Annotated in this window: 14 protein-coding genes; 10 read left to right on the forward strand and 4 right to left on the reverse strand. The window is 42.3% G+C overall.

What is annotated here, in order from left to right:
- Nucleotides 1-12: 12 nt before the first annotated feature.
- The 4 genes from TAO_RS01170 (at nucleotide 13) to lpxC (ending at nucleotide 4,241) form a co-directional block, all read left to right on the forward strand.
- Nucleotides 13-822: a cell division protein FtsQ/DivIB gene (locus tag TAO_RS01170; RefSeq protein WP_096526243.1), complete on the forward strand. Its 810-nt coding sequence runs from the start codon at nucleotides 13-15 to the stop codon at nucleotides 820-822.
- Nucleotides 815-2,047 carry a cell division protein FtsA gene (gene ftsA, locus TAO_RS01175; protein WP_096526244.1) on the forward strand — a complete coding sequence of 411 codons (1,233 nt, stop codon included), beginning with the start codon at nucleotides 815-817 and terminating at the stop codon, nucleotides 2,045-2,047. The genes TAO_RS01170 and ftsA overlap by 8 nt, the downstream gene beginning before the upstream one ends.
- 37 nt (nucleotides 2,048-2,084) lie before the next feature.
- Nucleotides 2,085-3,233, forward strand: a complete 1,149-nt coding sequence (ftsZ, locus tag TAO_RS01180; RefSeq protein ID WP_096526245.1) for a cell division protein FtsZ — start codon at nucleotides 2,085-2,087, stop codon at nucleotides 3,231-3,233.
- A 96-nt stretch (nucleotides 3,234-3,329) separates the two neighbouring features.
- Complete coding sequence (gene lpxC, locus TAO_RS01185; protein ID WP_096526246.1) at nucleotides 3,330-4,241, forward strand: UDP-3-O-acyl-N-acetylglucosamine deacetylase; 912 nt, start codon at nucleotides 3,330-3,332, stop codon at nucleotides 4,239-4,241.
- Nucleotides 4,242-4,262: 21 nt separating this feature from the next.
- Here the strand turns inward: lpxC and TAO_RS01190 are convergent, their stop codons facing one another.
- Nucleotides 4,263-4,709, reverse strand: a complete 447-nt coding sequence (locus TAO_RS01190) for a DciA family protein (protein ID WP_096527697.1) — start codon at nucleotides 4,707-4,709, stop codon at nucleotides 4,263-4,265.
- 43 nt (nucleotides 4,710-4,752) lie between these two features.
- Here TAO_RS01190 and TAO_RS01195 point away from each other — a divergent pair, with 43 nt between their 5' ends.
- From TAO_RS01195 to TAO_RS01215, 5 genes are all read left to right on the forward strand, one after another.
- Nucleotides 4,753-5,688 carry a M23 family metallopeptidase gene (locus TAO_RS01195; protein ID WP_096526247.1) on the forward strand — a complete coding sequence of 312 codons (936 nt, stop codon included), beginning with the start codon at nucleotides 4,753-4,755 and terminating at the stop codon, nucleotides 5,686-5,688.
- A gap of 176 nt (nucleotides 5,689-5,864) precedes the next feature.
- Nucleotides 5,865-8,594 carry a preprotein translocase subunit SecA gene (gene secA / locus TAO_RS01200; RefSeq protein ID WP_096526248.1) on the forward strand — a complete coding sequence of 910 codons (2,730 nt, stop codon included), beginning with the start codon at nucleotides 5,865-5,867 and terminating at the stop codon, nucleotides 8,592-8,594.
- A 67-nt stretch (nucleotides 8,595-8,661) separates the two neighbouring features.
- The gene (locus tag TAO_RS01205; RefSeq protein WP_096526249.1) at nucleotides 8,662-9,591 is read left to right on the forward strand and encodes a YybS family protein; all 930 of its coding nucleotides are present in this window, start codon (nucleotides 8,662-8,664) and stop codon (nucleotides 9,589-9,591) included.
- A 39-nt stretch (nucleotides 9,592-9,630) separates the two neighbouring features.
- Entirely contained in the window at nucleotides 9,631-10,848 is a 1,218-nt protein-coding gene (argJ, locus tag TAO_RS01210; RefSeq protein WP_096526250.1) for a bifunctional glutamate N-acetyltransferase/amino-acid acetyltransferase ArgJ, read from the forward strand.
- 56 nt (nucleotides 10,849-10,904) lie between these two features.
- Nucleotides 10,905-12,089 (forward strand): DarT ssDNA thymidine ADP-ribosyltransferase family protein, encoded by a 1,185-nt coding sequence (locus TAO_RS01215; RefSeq protein ID WP_096526251.1) that lies wholly within the window; start codon nucleotides 10,905-10,907, stop codon nucleotides 12,087-12,089.
- Here the strand turns inward: TAO_RS01215 and TAO_RS01220 are convergent.
- The 3 genes from TAO_RS01220 to TAO_RS01230 are packed head-to-tail and all read right to left on the reverse strand — an operon-like array spanning nucleotide 12,061 to nucleotide 13,934.
- On the reverse strand, nucleotides 12,061-12,393 hold the full coding sequence (locus TAO_RS01220) for a Rieske (2Fe-2S) protein (RefSeq protein ID WP_096526252.1): 333 nt from the start codon (nucleotides 12,391-12,393) through the stop codon (nucleotides 12,061-12,063). The genes TAO_RS01215 and TAO_RS01220 overlap by 29 nt on opposite strands.
- 11 nt (nucleotides 12,394-12,404) lie before the next feature.
- On the reverse strand, nucleotides 12,405-13,271 hold the full coding sequence (locus TAO_RS01225; protein ID WP_096526253.1) for a PfkB family carbohydrate kinase: 867 nt from the start codon (nucleotides 13,269-13,271) through the stop codon (nucleotides 12,405-12,407).
- 9 nt (nucleotides 13,272-13,280) lie between these two features.
- Nucleotides 13,281-13,934, reverse strand: a complete 654-nt coding sequence (locus tag TAO_RS01230) for an adenylate kinase (RefSeq protein WP_096526254.1) — start codon at nucleotides 13,932-13,934, stop codon at nucleotides 13,281-13,283.
- A gap of 273 nt (nucleotides 13,935-14,207) precedes the next feature.
- Between TAO_RS01230 and TAO_RS01235 the strand changes: the two genes are divergently transcribed.
- Complete coding sequence (locus TAO_RS01235) at nucleotides 14,208-15,476, forward strand: 6-phosphofructokinase (RefSeq protein WP_096526255.1); 1,269 nt, start codon at nucleotides 14,208-14,210, stop codon at nucleotides 15,474-15,476.
- Nucleotides 15,477-15,549: the final 73 nt, after the last annotated feature.

Here is a 15,549-nt window from a genome sequence, read left to right on the forward strand (position 1 = left end):
GGATAGGGGTACATGAATAGGTTAGGTAATAGGAAACCTCGAAAGATACAACGAGGGCGAGGGGCAAGCCGCTCTCAGCCTTCGCGTCCTATACCGTTACGTGCAATTGAGCAGGGTGTACTCATATTGCTCCTAATTAGTATAGCCACTTGGGGTACAGAATGGTTGACTGATCCACAGAATCTACCTCTGCGTGAAGTGAGTATTGAAGGGCAATTTCAGCATACTACCAAACAAAAAATACGCGAGACGGTAACAAGCCATATAACGGGTGGTTTTTTCAGCGTAGACCTAGAGAAAATACAAATAGCAGTCGGGGAATTACCTTGGATATCTCAGGTAAAGGTGCGCCGTATTTGGCCGGATGGATTGCAGGTTCAGGCTAAGGAACAGGTGCCATTAGCCCGTTGGGGTGAAAATGCTTTAGTAAGTGTAGAAGGTAAGATTTTTACTCCTCCACAGGAGAGTTTTCCTAAGGGTTTACCCAAACTAGAAGGCCCTTTAGGTGGTGAACACCTCTTAGTGAAGCGTTTTAGAGAAATACAGAAGCAAGTTAACCCCTTTAAGCTGCGAGCAGTTCAGCTGATTATTGGTGAACGACGAGATTGCCGCATCGTTTTTGATAATAGTATAGAACTCATTTTAGGACGAACATACAACAAGCAGCGTTTAGCCCAGTTTCTACGGGTTTATATGCATTTACTACAGTTACATCAAGAGGATATAAAGCAGATAGATATGCGCTATACGAATGGTTTTGCAGTGACTTGGCGTGGGGGTGCCACGCCAGCATGGATTCGTGAGGCAGTATTAGATGCCTAGGCGTACAGATAAGAATTTAATTGTTGGCTTGGATATTGGCACTTCCAAAGTAGCGGCTATTGTTGCTGAAGCACATTCTCAGGGTGAGGTTGAGGTCATTGGGATGGGTTTTCATGCTTCCCATGGGCTGAAAAAGGGGGTTGTAGTTAATATTGACTCTACAGTTCAATCGATTCAGATCGCAGTGGAAGAAGCTGAATTAATGGCAGGTTGCAGGATTCATTCGGTATTTACGGGTATTTCTGGTAATCATATCCGTAGCCTAAATTCTCATGGGATTGTCGCTATTCGGGATAAAGAGGTAAGTTCTGAAGATATAGCGCGAGTCGTTGATGCTGCTCGAGCAGTGGCCATCCCCGCTGATCGGAAGATTTTACACGTGCTGCCTCAGGAGTTCATTATTGATAACCAAGAAGGTATCCGAGATCCCGTAGGAATGTCAGGTGTTAGGCTAGAGGCTAAGGTACATATTGTATCTGGGGCTATGAGTGCAGTTCAAAATATTATTAAGTGTGTGCGCCACTGCGGCCTTGAGGTGGATGATATTGTTTTACAACAGCTCGCTTCCAGTTACTCAGTGCTGATGGATGACGAGAAGGAATTGGGTGTATGTTTAGTGGATATTGGTGGAGGAACTACGGATATTGCGGTCTTTACTGATGGTGCTATTCGTCATACTGCGGTCATTCCTATTGCAGGTGACCAGATTACCAATGATATCGCTGTAGCTTTGCGTACACCAACGCAGCATGCTGAGGATATTAAACTCAGGTACGCCTGTGCCTTGACTCAGTTAACCAGCTCTGATGAGGGTATTGAGGTTCCTAGCGTAGGTGAACGGCCTTCAAGGCGATTGTCACGCCAGACGCTAGCTGGAGTAGTTGAACCCCGTTATGATGAATTACTTAAATTAGTTTTACAAGAGTTACAACGTAGTGGATATGAAGAATTGCTAGGAGCGGGTGTAGTATTGACAGGGGGTAGCGCTAAAATGGAGGGGGCTATTGATTTAGCGGAAGAGATCTTTAATATGCCGGTACGACTCGGTATACCTCAGCATATAACAGGATTAGCTGATGTGGCTAGAAACCCTGTTCATGCTACTGGTGTAGGACTTTTGCTTTTTGGTCATCATCGCTATATCCCAGGTTTAGAAATTCGACCACTACAGAGTGCTCGAAGTATATGGGATCGGATGCGAGGATGGTTTCAGGGGAATTTTTAAGCCGCAATAAGATTAGCGTAATGAGGAGAGTATTACTATGTTTGAGCTAATGGATTCATATACCCAAAGTGCAGTAATTAAAGTTATTGGTGTCGGTGGAGGAGGAGGTAATGCTATCCGGCATATGGTTGAGGCTAAAATAGAAGGGGTTGACTTCATTGTTGCTAATACGGATGCACAGGCTCTGAAAGATTGCGCCGCTCATACGGTGCTGCAACTGGGTAGTAATATTACTAAAGGGTTAGGAGCTGGAGCCGATCCCGAAATTGGTCGCCAAGCTGCCTTGGAAGATCGAGATCGAATTATGGAGGTTGTGAGCGGTGCCGATATGGTTTTTATCACTGCTGGTATGGGAGGAGGAACTGGAACTGGGGGTGTTCCTGTAGTTGCTCAAGTCACTAAAGAATTAGGAGTTTTAACTGTCGCTGTTGTCACGCGGCCTTTTGCCTTTGAGGGTCGTAAGCGCGCTGCTATTGCCGATCAAGGAATAAAGGAATTAACTCAATACGTTGATTCATTAATTACCATACCTAATGAGAAATTGATGCCAGTGCTAGGTAAAAGTATTAGCCTGTTAAATGCTTTTAAAGCAGCGAATGATGTTTTGCTAGGCGCAGTTCAAGGGATTGCAGAATTAATTACCCGCCCTGGCCTTATTAATGTGGATTTTGCGGATGTGCGTACGGTAATGTCTGAGATGGGAATGGCCATGATGGGGTCTGGCAGTGCAAAAGGAGAAGAGCGCGCCCGCCTAGCGGCTGAAGCCGCTGTAGCAAGTCCTCTCTTAGAGGATATTAGTTTGAAAGGCGCTCGCGGTGTTTTGGTTAATATTACCGGTGGATCCAATATGTCTATTGGTGAGTTTGAGGAGGTGGGAAATACTGTAAAAGAATATGCTGCTGATAATGCTACTGTGGTAGTAGGTACTGTTATTGATCCAGATCTAGAAGATGAGCTACGAGTCACTGTAGTCGCTACAGGGTTAGGGCAATCGGAGGCAAAGGCGCCGGTTAGCCTTGTTCACCACACTTTCTCTCAGGCGACTGATATGGATGAATCTATAGATTATGATAAGCCTACCGTGATTCGCCATGGCAATACGCCAAGGGATCGAAAAGTAACAAATAGTGATAACAATATGGATTATTTAGATATTCCGGCATTTTTACGTCGCCAAGCTGATTAATTTGATTAATTAAAGCTATCTGAGGCAGATTCCCGCTACCTCAAAAATAAAAATATTTATAATTAGCTAGTTATTACGAGAAGGAAATGTTTTGTAATGATAAAACAGCGCACGCTTAAAAATGTTATACGTGCTACCGGGGTAGGGCTGCATACAGGTGATATTGTATATCTTACTTTGCGGCCTGCAGCAGTGGATACGGGTATCATATTTCGTCGAATCGACTTAGATCCTCCTGTTGAGATTAAGGCATGTGAGGGGAATGTAGGTGATACAACGTTGTCTTCCACTCTTGTTAAGGGGAATGTGCGAATTGCAACTGTTGAGCACTTATTATCTGCTTTTGCTGGTCTTGGTATTGATAATGCCTACGTGGATCTTAGTGCATCGGAGATTCCTATCATGGATGGTAGCGCAGGCCCATTTGTTTTTCTAATTCAATCCGCCGGTATTGCTTATCAAGAGGCACCTAAGCGTTTCATTCGGATTAAAAAATCATTAATTATGCAGGAAGAAGATAAGTGGGCTCGTTTTGATCCTTTTGATGGTTTTAAGATCTCATTTGTCATTGATTTTAATCATCCAGCCTTTAAGAGTCGTCCTCAGGGGGTTGAACTAGATTTCTCTTCTACCTCCTTTGTAAAAGAGGTAAGCCGAGCGCGAACCTTTGGTTTTATGAAAGATATTGAGCGTCTGCGAGAGGCTAATTTAGCTTTAGGAGGTAGTTTAAATAATGCAGTAGTTATTGACGATTACCGAGTTATTAATGAGGATGGTTTGCGTTATGAAGATGAATTTGCGCGTCATAAGGTTTTAGATGCTATCGGCGATCTTTATCTTCTTGGCTATGCTTTAATTGGTGCGTTTAGTGGTTATAAATCGGGTCATGCACTAAATAATAAATTACTTTGTGCATTAATGGCTGATAAATCTGCTTGGGAAGTGGTTACTTTTGAAGATGAGGCGGTGGTGCCTATTCTTTTTTCCTATCCTTTAGCTGCAGTATAACATGAACTATAGTCGTTAAATTTAGGAATAGGGATTAGCACGGCGAGCTAAGCGTAAGAAAGCTGACTGTAGAGATGCATCCTTAAATCCACTTGCTACATTTCGGAGTAGGGCTGCATTTTTCTGAGAGATGAGCGTGCGCTGTTGTTGCGGAAGATCTGATAGGAAAGGCAAGGATCGTACGTGTATTGTTGCTTTATGAAGGTTAGATAATTCTGGGTGTTTTTGTAAATGTTTAATAATATTTGGCCCGTGATAGCGTAGAAGACTAGCGCGAGCCGTAGTGTTAGTATGCAGAATAAGTAATTGATTATTTCTAATATTTGCAACTAGGCAATAAGGGGCTAGGATATCAGGAAGTTGGTGGCAAACTTCAATGGTTAATTGCTGCAAAAACTTGGCTCTAGTAATTAAGCAGCGAAAGTTATTTTTAGTATTATTAAGTAGGATAAGTTGAATAGCTTGCATAATTATATATTTTATTCTTAGGTTGACAGTCAAAATTAAGATAATGAACATTATCATTCTTCCTAAAGTATCAGAAGGCCAAAATTGTATCCACCTCAATACCTATACGCTATCTGTATATCTATTTTTAGTGTTGATACTAATTTTATTAATAGCTTGTGGAGCTTATTATTTAGGTTTAACAGCGCAATCTACAACACAACGGCAGTATCTAGATCAAATTAAGATCTCAGCTAAAGATTGGCAAACAACGTTAGGTCGGCAGCAATCAATGTTGGTAGAAGGATTAAATGGCCTTGCTAAACGCGTTGGACATCTGCAGGCAGAGATGGATCGTGTTAATGTGCTTGGACAGCGCCTAATTACTCATGCAGGGTTAGAGAAAGGGGAGTTTAATTTTCGTAATCCCCCTGCTATAGGGGGACCGGCGTTATCTCAATCAGGATCTGTAGTGCCGAAGGTAAATAGTTTTTTAGCAACTATAGGCCGGTTAGAGCAGACAGTCTTTGATCGCCAGCAACAATTAAGTTTACTAGAGGTTGTGCTGGCAGAACGAAATAGGCAACAAACAACACTACCGGAAGGACGCCCACTGCGCCGTGGTTGGCTCTCTTCTAAATATGGTTATCGTACTGATCCTTTTAGTGGTTTAGTAGCGTTCCACCATGGGGTTGATTTTGCCGCTAAAGCGGGTACAAAAATTTTAGCTACTGCAGCGGGTATTGTGACTTGGTCAGGAGGGCGTGCGGGTTATGGAAATATGGTAGAAATCGATCATGGTAATGGCTATGTAACTCGCTACGCTCATAACCAAAAAAATCTAGTACGGGTAGGTGATAATGTGGCTAAAGGCCGGCCTATTGCTTTAGTAGGATCTACTGGCCGTTCAACGGGTCCTCATGTTCATCTTGAAATTCTACATAATGGACGTACCATTGATCCGCTACTTCTATTTGCTGGAGCAGAAAAAAAGGGTTAAAAAGCAGTAGCAGTACGCTTATCCTCTTCATCTTATCTGTTATAATTGCAAACTATTCTCAAAAATAAGGCCAGCTCTCTTGAATCTTCCTCCCTAGTGATTATTGTTTAGCCTTACCGTTAAGTGATATTGGATTTAACTATTATATTTTCAATCTTAAGATTAACCCAGCAGTTATGGTAACTAATTTACTCAGTAAGGTGTTTGGTTCTCGAAATGACCGCTTATTGCGAGGTATGAATAAGACCGTAGCGCAGATTAATGCTTTAGAGCAAGATATTGCTACGCTTAGCGATGAGCAGCTACAGGCTAAAACTAATGAATTCCGAAATCGGCTTACTGCAGGTGAAGATTTAGATGATCTTCTTCCTGAAGCTTTTGCCGTAGTACGGGAGGCAGGTAAACGTGTTTTGGGTATGCGCCACTTTAATGCGCAGCTTGTAGGTGCCGTGGTGCTCCATGATAGTAAGATTGCAGAGATGCGTACGGGTGAGGGTAAAACTTTGGTGGCTACGCTAGCTGCCTATCTTAACGCGCTTCCGGGTAAAGGAGTTCACGTAGTCACCGTCAATGATTATTTAGCTCAGCGTGATGCCCATTGGATGGGTTCTTTATATCAGTTTCTAGGGTTATCTACCGGAGTTATTATTTCTAATATGGACTCTGCTACTAGGAGAGCCGCTTATGCAGCAGATATTACTTACGGTACAAATAATGAATTTGGCTTTGATTATCTGCGGGATAATATGGCGTTTAGTTTGGAGGACAAAGTACAGCGCGAACTTCATTACGCTATCATAGATGAAGTTGATTCAATTCTTATTGATGAAGCGCGTACCCCATTAATTATCTCCGGAGCCGCAGAGCAGAGCTCTGATCTTTATCAGCAAGTTAATATGCTTATCCCTCAACTAAGTAAACAGGAAAATGAAGAAGGGGCAGGGGATTACACAGTAGATGAAAAAGCAAGGCAAGTATATTTAACTGAATTAGGGCATGAGAAGGTTGAGCAAATCATGCTTGATCTCGGTTTAATGAAAGAAGGAGAGAGTCTTTATGACGCAGCTAATATTAGCTTGATGTATCATTTAAATGCCGCTTTGCGGGCGCATGTACTCTTTCATAAAAACGTAGATTATATGGTTAAGGATGATCAGGTAGTCATTGTAGATGAATTTACGGGCCGTACTATGCCTGGCCGGAGATGGTCAGAAGGCCTACATCAAGCAATAGAAGCTAAAGAAAGTGTATCTATTCAAAGCGAGAATCAAACGCTAGCCTCTATTACTTTTCAAAATTATTTTCGCCTCTATGACAAGCTATCAGGGATGACCGGCACAGCAGATACTGAGGCTTATGAATTTCAACAAATTTATGGCCTAGAAGTTGTAGTTATTCCTACTCACGTTCCGATGATTCGTGTAGATCATGGAGATAAAGTGTATTTAACTGCAGAAGAGAAATTTCAGGCGATTACTAAAGATATTAAAGATTGCCGTTCCCGTAATCAGCCGATATTAGTAGGGACAGCCTCTATTGAAAGTTCTGAATATCTTTCGAAATTGCTTGCAAAAGAGAATATTGAGCATCAAGTGCTTAATGCTAAGTTTCATGAAAAAGAAGCCCATATTATTGCGCAAGCGGGTAAGCCGGGTACAGTTACCATTGCAACGAATATGGCAGGTCGCGGTACTGATATTGTACTTGGCGGTAGTTTAGAGGCAGAGCTAGCTACTCTGAGCGAAGAAGCTGATGAGGGCAAAAAAAAGGAAATACGCCGTGCTTGGCAAGAGCGCCATGATCAAGTCATAGCCATTGGAGGTCTGCATATTATTGGTACTGAGCGCCATGAATCTCGTCGTATTGATAATCAGCTTCGAGGGCGTTCTGGCCGCCAAGGAGATCCGGGATCAAGCCGCTTCTATTTATCACTAGAAGATAATCTAATGCGTATTTTTGCTTCAGAACGAATCTCCGGTCTGATGCACAAGCTTGGTATGGAGCGTGGGGAAGCTATTGAGCATCCGTGGGTAACTCGCGCTATAGAAAATGCGCAGCGTAAAGTAGAAGGGCATAACTTTGATATTCGTAAACAGCTGCTAGAGTTTGATGATGTAGCTAATGATCAGCGTAAGATTATCTATGATCAACGTAATGAGCTGATGCTAGCGAGCGATATTTCAGAGATGATACAAAGTATTCGCCAGAGCGTAATAAGTGCTGTAGTGAGTCAATACATCCCTCCTAGAAGTATTGATGAGCAATGGGATGTTCCTGGGTTACAGGAAGCATTAGCAAGTGAGTTTAATCTTTACCCTGATATTACTGGCTGGCTAGAAGCCGATGATTCGCTTCATGAAGAGACTCTACGAGAACGCGTTATTGAGGCTGCAGAGGCTACCTATAAGGAAAAAGAAGGATTAGTGAATGTAGAGGTAATACGTCACTTTGAGAAGGCAGCAATGCTCCAAGTTTTTGACTTTCAATGGAAAGAACATTTAGCAACAATGGATCATCTACGTCAAGGTATCCATTTACGAGGTTACGCTCAGCAAAACCCAAAACAAGAATTTAAACGTGAAGCGTTTGAGCTGTTTCAGGAGATGCTAGGGCGGATTAGACAGAATGTTATTGCTCTTCTGTCCAAGGTACAAGTACATGCTGAATCTGATGTAGAGGCTGTGGAACATCAACGCCGTACTACTGGCGCAGTGCAGTATCAGCATGCAGATTCAAGCGCAATGGTAGTTGAAGAGCCGGATAATTCGAATTCGACAGATTTACCTGATACCACTGAATCGACGAAGGTTCCCTATGTTAGGGGTAGTCGAAAGGTTGGTCGAAATGAACCTTGCCCTTGTGGATCAGAGAAGAAGTATAAACACTGCCATGGTAAACTAAATTAAGTATAAAAAAGCTAAAGAGGAGATCAAAAGTTTGAAGTAATCCCTATGATTTTAGAGGTAATAGTCGATGGGTAAAACTGCCACTGATATTCGTGAGATAACGCTACTTATTATCCAATATCCCATTATAGTGGCTTTAACTGCTGGGATTACCGGGATTTTTGCGCTTTTTTTCCCACTATTAGCCTATGTAAGCGGGGCTATCATCGGGTTAGTTGCATTGGAGCGAAGGATCGCTGAGTCTTTTATCATTACTATAGGTGCTATTTTACCTGGGGTTATTATTACATTTTTTGGTACTGATTTCCTTGGAATTAACAGGGCAGATATCGTTTTACCGCTACTGTTAGTGCTTGGGTTGCCAAATTGTATTTGTGCTACATTGCTACGCGTAAGCCGATCGCAAAGTGTTGCTTTATTAGCTGTTGGTTTTTTCGCATCTCTTTTTGTAATAGGTACTCACCTATTTATAGATGATGTAACTCTTTGGTGGAAGCAGTGGCTAGAGCAGCATGTTACTCTAGTGCCAGGGGCTACAGTTCAAGAATTTATAGATGAAGGATCTCTAGCTTTTATGAACGGGATAGTGTCCCTATTCTTCAGCGCAAGCTTGATGTTTACATTGCTCTTAGCAAGAAAATGGCAGTCATTTTTACATCATTCAACAGAGTTTCAAGCCGAATTTCGTGCTTTGAGATTACCACGATCCCTGGCCTTGTTGGTAATAGGCTTAGCTATTATGGTAACCCTGAAAGTTATTCCAGGCGCTGGTAGTCTTTGGGTTGATTTATTAATAGTGGCGATAATGATGTATTTATTTCAAGGAATAGCTGTTTTATACGCGTTGGTTACTGGAAAAGGATTGTCGGCATGGTGGTTAACTCCCCTTTATATCGGGTTGTTATTTCTCCCCTCTCTAATCATTGGGGGATTAGCGTTAGCGGGAATGGCAGATAGTTTAGTAAGCTTTAAAAGCTCTAACTCTTCTCGATCCTAATTGCCAACAATTTAGGTTCTCTCCTGATTAAAAAGCTCTATGACAACTGATCTTAAGCCTTTACCAAAGTTATTACCTGTAAAAGGGATTAACATAGGCACTGTCGCGGCAGGTATTCGTTACCGAAATCGTCCTGATTTAGTAGTGATTGAAGCAGCTAAAGGGAGTAACTGTGCGGCTGTTTTTACCCGTAATGCTTTTTGTGCGGCGCCTATTGTAGTGGCTCGTCGTCATTTATCCGAAGGTTCTCCTTATTTGCTATTAATTAATGCAGGTAATGCCAATGCGGGTACTGGGGATCAAGGACTAATGGATGCTCAGGCATGCTGTACTACGTTAGCCGATCTGAGTGGCGTAGATTCTAACGCAGTGCTTCCTTTCTCTACCGGAGTTATTGGCGAGCGATTACCGGTATCAATTATTCAGGCTGCTCTACCGCTAGCATGGGAAGCTCGCTCATCTACTGGATGGCTTACTGCAGCTCAAGCTATTATGACGACCGATACGGTACTTAAAGGACTCTCTAGAGAGCTTATCTTTCAAGGTCGTCTAGTAACAATTACTGGAATTGCTAAAGGATCGGGCATGATTTGGCCAGATATGGCAACAATGCTTGCTTTTCTGGCTACAGATGCCCAGATACCTAAAGCGCTATTACAGCGCTGCCTCACCAAAGCAGTGGAAGAAAGCTTTAATTGTATTACGGTTGACGGTGATACCTCAACTAATGATGCTTGCGTGCTGCTGGCTACTGGGAAAAGTGGCATCTCTATTGAAAATACTGATAGTGTAGATTTCATAACTTTTCAGCAGACTGTCACTGAAATTTGCCAATATTTAGCGCAAGCCATTATTCGAGATGGGGAAGGAGCAACCAAGTTTATTACGGTTAGAGTGACGGGCGGCGCAAATATCCAAGAATGCAAGCAGGTAGCTTATAATATTGCCCATTCTCCTTTAGTGAAAACTGCATTTTTTGCCAGCGATCCTAATTGGGGTCGGATTTTAGCAGCTGTAGGCCGGAGTAATATCTTGGGTCTCACTTTAGATCGTATTTCTCTTTATTTAAGTGAGGTTTGTGTCGTTTCTAATGGGGTTATTCATCCAGATTACTCCGAAGATCGTGGCCATGCGGTAATGCAGCGAGGGGAAATTACCGTAGAAGTAAACCTAGGCCGTGGTGAGGCGGAGATTCAAATTTGGACCTGTGATTTTTCTTATGATTACGTGAAAATTAATGCGGAATATCGCAGCTAATTATCTAATTTTAGGATCTAAATTAGTGATGAGCTTTGATTTTAATAGAGCGTAGTATGGCTAGCGGCAAACGAAAGCAAATTGAGGCTAAGAGCCTCTATTATATTACGCATAAGGACAATATCCCTTCTATACTCCGTTATGGAGTGCTTTCACACGCTAAGATCGAAGAGAGAGGAATCAAACACCAGTCTATTTACGATACTGAGATCGTCAGTAATAGACGAGGCAAAGAAACACCTGATGGCCGAAGTTTATGGGGGTTTGCGAACGTCTATTTCCAGCCTCGCAATCCCATGATGTATCGAGTAATCCATGAGAGAGGGCGAGATCACTTAGCTGTGGTAGCGCTAAAAAAAGATATACTTGACTGTGCTGGATTGTTCATTACGGACGGGAATGCAGCGAACGATGCGACAACTTTCTACGATGGGCAGCGGGGTGTCGAGGTTCTCGTGGAAACTTGGGGTATCATTACAGGTGAGTGGTGGAATTCCACCGATGGCTCAAAGCGGAAGATCATGGCGGAATGTCTAGTTCCAGATACTATCCCACCTGAATATATCCATTCTGTCTACGTTGCGAATCATAAGATCGCTGACGAGTTACGTGAAAAAACTATTGGCCTAACTATACTGATTGTTCCTGAACCTAACTTATTTTTCTGCCCTACTAGTCATTATAAGATGACTGAAAAGCTTTCTTTGGTAGCAGGAGATATGTTTTTTTCTACTGCGCAAACACTAACTATAAGTGTTAATACGGTAGGTGTGATGGGCAAAGGGTTAGCCTCTAGAACTAAATACCAGTTCCCGGATGTTTATGTTGTCTATCAGGATACATGTCGGCAAAAATTGCTTCGCATGGGGAAACCATACCTATATAAACGTGAGGCTTCGTTTGACGAAGAGCTTATGGATGAGCCTAGCCTGATCTCTACCCCCAATAACGTTAAGTGGTTTTTACTCTTTGCTACAAAAAATCATTGGCGTCGAAATTCTGATCTTCTGGGAATTATACAAGGCCTTGAATGGATACAGGAAAATGCTAATTCTTTGGGTATTCAGTCACTAGCAATACCAGCGCTTGGATGTGGCCTTGGTAACCTTAATTGGAAAGATGTTGGCCCCATTATGTGTCAACATCTACACAAACTAAACATGCGAATAATAATCTACTTACCGCGGGAAGGCACTATCCCAGAGGAGTATCTTAAGCCGGATTATCTATTGGCAAAATGATATCAATTTTATTATCGATTAACTTATATGATATAGGTTTTAGATATTGTCCAATACAAGGACCGGCGATACAGAGGCCGTCTTCAAACCTGAATAAAGCCCCATGATTAGCACATTGAATATATTGGCCTGACGTATCAAGGAACTGATCTACAACCCAGTTAAGGGTGATACCCATATGGGGACAATAATTTAGGTAAGCCCAGATTTGATCGTTTTGGCGAAGCATGAATAGATCTTGGCGATTTAAAGTAAACTCACGGGTGCCATGTTTGGGGAGATCATCTAAGTCGCATAAGAACATAAAGATTATCTTTAGCTTATTAAACCTTCAAATCCGTACTGACCACATTTACGTCCGGCGAGCTGGCAAGCAAAGGTAAGAGATTTGGCAAATGGGTAATGGTGGAGGTGAGCGTGGATAAATCCGGCATTAAAAGTATCACCAGCCCCTAGTGTATCTATTACTTGCAAAGGGGAAAAGGCGGGGACATGATGGCTTTTTCCTTTCTGATCTAAGCCATAAGCCCCTTCTTCACCCCAGGGGCAGATTTTTTCAATATTGGGTAGGCTTGGATGTAGCTGCTGTAAGAACCCTTCCGCATTCGAGTAGCCCAGATGAGTTACATAATGGCGGGAGAAAAACAAAACCGCTGCCCCCTTAAAAAGATTTTCAATCCCCGACCTTAGCTTTTCAATTTCCACTGAGTAAGGTAAGGGGGGAAATCGTTCATGAATAAAACTTAGCATAGAGGTCGTCTCGATAACATTACGGCCTTCAGCATGAATCCAGTCGAAAGTAGAAAGGTCGATTTTTTCAAAATCAGCTAGGCTAAACTCGGGTAGATCTCGATAATGGACGATGGTTCGAGTACCCGTATCGTGGCTTAAGAGAATGTAAGAGGTAGGAGATTCCCCGCTTACTCTATGACAATAATCTATATTGATCCCCTGTTGTTGTAGCCCTAAAGCAATTTCATCCCCATCGGTATCGGTGGCTAAAGTGCCAGCAAAGACACAATCATGGCCAAGTTGCTGCAAGACCGTCAACGTATTAGCACAGTTGCCACCGATACAGCGCCGCTGAGATAAAGCTCTAACTTCATCATCTTCTACAGGATAACATTCAACGGTATTAATAATATCGAGGGTTGCATTTCCAATACCCAATATTCTTGCCATAGAGAATGACTATAAAGTAACTTCTAGGATCTGGCTGAGGTTATTAGCTATATCTACTACGTTATCGGTGCCATTGACCTTATATAGCTTGCCCTGAGCAGCATAATAATCAATAAGAGGCGCTGTTTGGGTTTCATAAGTTTGTAGGCGGTTGTGGATGGTTTGCTCATTATCATCTGATCGCTGGATGAGTTGATGGCTACCACATTGATCGCAACGCGATGAATCTTTAGGGGGTGAAAAATAAAGATTATAGATGGTACCGCAAGCTTGACAGGTACGACGTCCTGTCAGTCGCTTCATTAGCACTTCAAAATCTACATCCAGCAGAATGACGGCTTGTAGCGGCTGATTCTGAGAGCTAAGCATTGTATCGAGAGATCTAGCTTGAGTTAGGTTTCGAGGAAATCCATCAAGAATGTAACCTTGGGTCGCATCGGCTTGAACGAGTCGCTCACCTACAATGCGAGTTACGATATCATCGGAGACTAATTCTCCCGCTTCCATGGCGGCTTTAGCTTGTTTTCCTAGCGGGCTACCTGCGGCAACAGCGTCACGTAATAAGTCTCCAGTGGAGATTTGAGGAATATTATATTTTTGGGATAGTAATTTACCTTGAGTTCCTTTTCCAGATCCTGGGGCGCCAAGTAACGCTATTCTCATCATGAATTTTCCTTAAAAAATAACTAATATTGAACTATATCAAATATTAAAGTGTTTTTTCCTAATTTTATAGGATTGCTACGCTCGAAATAAGTATGAAAGGCTACAGTGCTATCTGAGTAGCTTATAGAAGTGTTAATTTTTATTATTAAAAACGTAATATTTGGATTAGGAAATTAGTTCAATTGTAATAGAGCTATTTTTAGTATCTAGATCTAATTAGCTCATCCTAATTTTAGAGATATTCTTGTTAGCTTGATTAAGGAGAACAATATGGTTAAAAAAAATGCATTTTACGCTCAGTCAGGGGGTGTTTCCGCCGTTATTAATGCTTCTGCTTGCGGGCTTATTGAGACTGCTCGGCAATACTCGTCTAGCATCGGTAAGGTTTATGCGGGGCGTAATGGCATTATTGGTGCTTTAATGGAAAATCTGATTGATACTAGCCAAGAAAGCGATGACGCTATTAGGGCTTTACGGCACACTCCAGGGGGAGCATTCGGATCTTGCCGCTATAAACTCAAGAGACTTGAAGGGAACAAAGACGAATATGAGCGTTTAATTAGAGTGTTTAAAGCCCATGATATAGGGTATTTTTTTTATAATGGGGGCGGTGACTCCCAAGATACTGCTTATAAGGTATCTCAAATTGGAGATCGGCTAGGATACCCTGTGGTTTGTATTGGCATTCCTAAAACCATAGATAATGATTTGGCGGTGACGGATAACAGTCCAGGATTTGGATCGGTTGCAAAATATGTGGCCGTCTCAGTGCGAGAGGCTGCTTTAGATGTGCTCTCTATGGCCTTAACTTCAACAAAAGTTTTCATTTTAGAGGTTATGGGTCGCCATGCAGGTTGGATTGCTGCTGCAAGCGGTTTAGCTGCAATGCAAGCGGGGGATGCGCCTCATATTATCTTGTTTCCTGAAATTCCTTTTAATGAAGATCAATTTCTCCGTAAAGTGAATAGCAGCGTTAAGGATTATGGGTATTGCGTGATTGTGGCCTCAGAAGGCGTACGTAATGAGGTAGGCCAGTTTTTATCTGCTATGAGCGCTCAGCAAGATGCCTTTGGTCATGCCCAGCTTGGCGGCTTAGCGCCTTTTTTAGCTCAGATAGTAAAGGAGAAGCTAGGTTATAAATACCATTGGGCGGTATCAGATTATCTACAGCGATCGGCTCGGCATATTGCCTCCCAAGTAGATGTTGAACAAGCCTATCAAGTTGGTAAAGCTGCTGTGGAGTTGGCGGTTAAGGGTGAGAATGCGGTGATGCCTATCATTATACGTACATCCCAGGATCCCTATCGCTGGGAGATTGGATCAACTGCGCTGAAAAATGTAGCTAATGTGGAAAAGAAATTGCCTCAAAATTTTATTACCCAAGAAGGCTTTGGGATTACGCAAGCAGCTCATTCTTATTTAGCGCCCTTAATTGATGGGGAAGACTACCCTCCTTATAAGCATGGATTACCTGTCTATGTACAACTTAAAAATATTCCAGTTGAGAAGAAGCTTAAGGAAACATTTATCTTAACTTAAGCTAGAGTAATTAGAAGTAGCGCGAATAAATTAGGCTACCGTAGGATGCTTTAGCCCATAGCTTCAGGGTAGC

This window comes from Candidatus Nitrosoglobus terrae (assembly GCF_002356115.1).
Classification (GTDB): domain Bacteria; phylum Pseudomonadota; class Gammaproteobacteria; order Nitrosococcales; family Nitrosococcaceae; genus Nitrosoglobus; species Nitrosoglobus terrae.

Excerpts from the sequence above, each read along its gene's own strand:
- TAO_RS01195 (WP_096526247.1), top strand. The coding sequence starts at position 4,753 with ATGAACATTATCATTCTTCCTAAAGTATCAGAAGGCCAAAATTGTATC.
- TAO_RS01235 (WP_096526255.1), top strand. The coding sequence starts at position 14,208 with ATGGTTAAAAAAAATGCATTTTACGCTCAGTCAGGGGGTGTTTCCGCC.
- TAO_RS01170 (WP_096526243.1), top strand. The coding sequence starts at position 13 with ATGAATAGGTTAGGTAATAGGAAACCTCGAAAGATACAACGAGGGCGA.
- lpxC (WP_096526246.1), top strand. The coding sequence starts at position 3,330 with ATGATAAAACAGCGCACGCTTAAAAATGTTATACGTGCTACCGGGGTA.
- argJ (WP_096526250.1), top strand. The coding sequence starts at position 9,631 with ATGACAACTGATCTTAAGCCTTTACCAAAGTTATTACCTGTAAAAGGG.
- TAO_RS01225 (WP_096526253.1), bottom strand. The coding sequence starts at position 13,271 with ATGGCAAGAATATTGGGTATTGGAAATGCAACCCTCGATATTATTAAT.
- ftsZ (WP_096526245.1), top strand. The coding sequence starts at position 2,085 with ATGTTTGAGCTAATGGATTCATATACCCAAAGTGCAGTAATTAAAGTT.
- secA (WP_096526248.1), top strand. The coding sequence starts at position 5,865 with ATGGTAACTAATTTACTCAGTAAGGTGTTTGGTTCTCGAAATGACCGC.
- TAO_RS01205 (WP_096526249.1), top strand. The coding sequence starts at position 8,662 with ATGGGTAAAACTGCCACTGATATTCGTGAGATAACGCTACTTATTATC.
- TAO_RS01230 (WP_096526254.1), bottom strand. The coding sequence starts at position 13,934 with ATGAGAATAGCGTTACTTGGCGCCCCAGGATCTGGAAAAGGAACTCAA.
- TAO_RS01220 (WP_096526252.1), bottom strand. The coding sequence starts at position 12,393 with ATGTTCTTATGCGACTTAGATGATCTCCCCAAACATGGCACCCGTGAG.
- TAO_RS01190 (WP_096527697.1), bottom strand. The coding sequence starts at position 4,709 with ATGCAAGCTATTCAACTTATCCTACTTAATAATACTAAAAATAACTTT.
- ftsA (WP_096526244.1), top strand. The coding sequence starts at position 815 with ATGCCTAGGCGTACAGATAAGAATTTAATTGTTGGCTTGGATATTGGC.
- TAO_RS01215 (WP_096526251.1), top strand. The coding sequence starts at position 10,905 with ATGGCTAGCGGCAAACGAAAGCAAATTGAGGCTAAGAGCCTCTATTAT.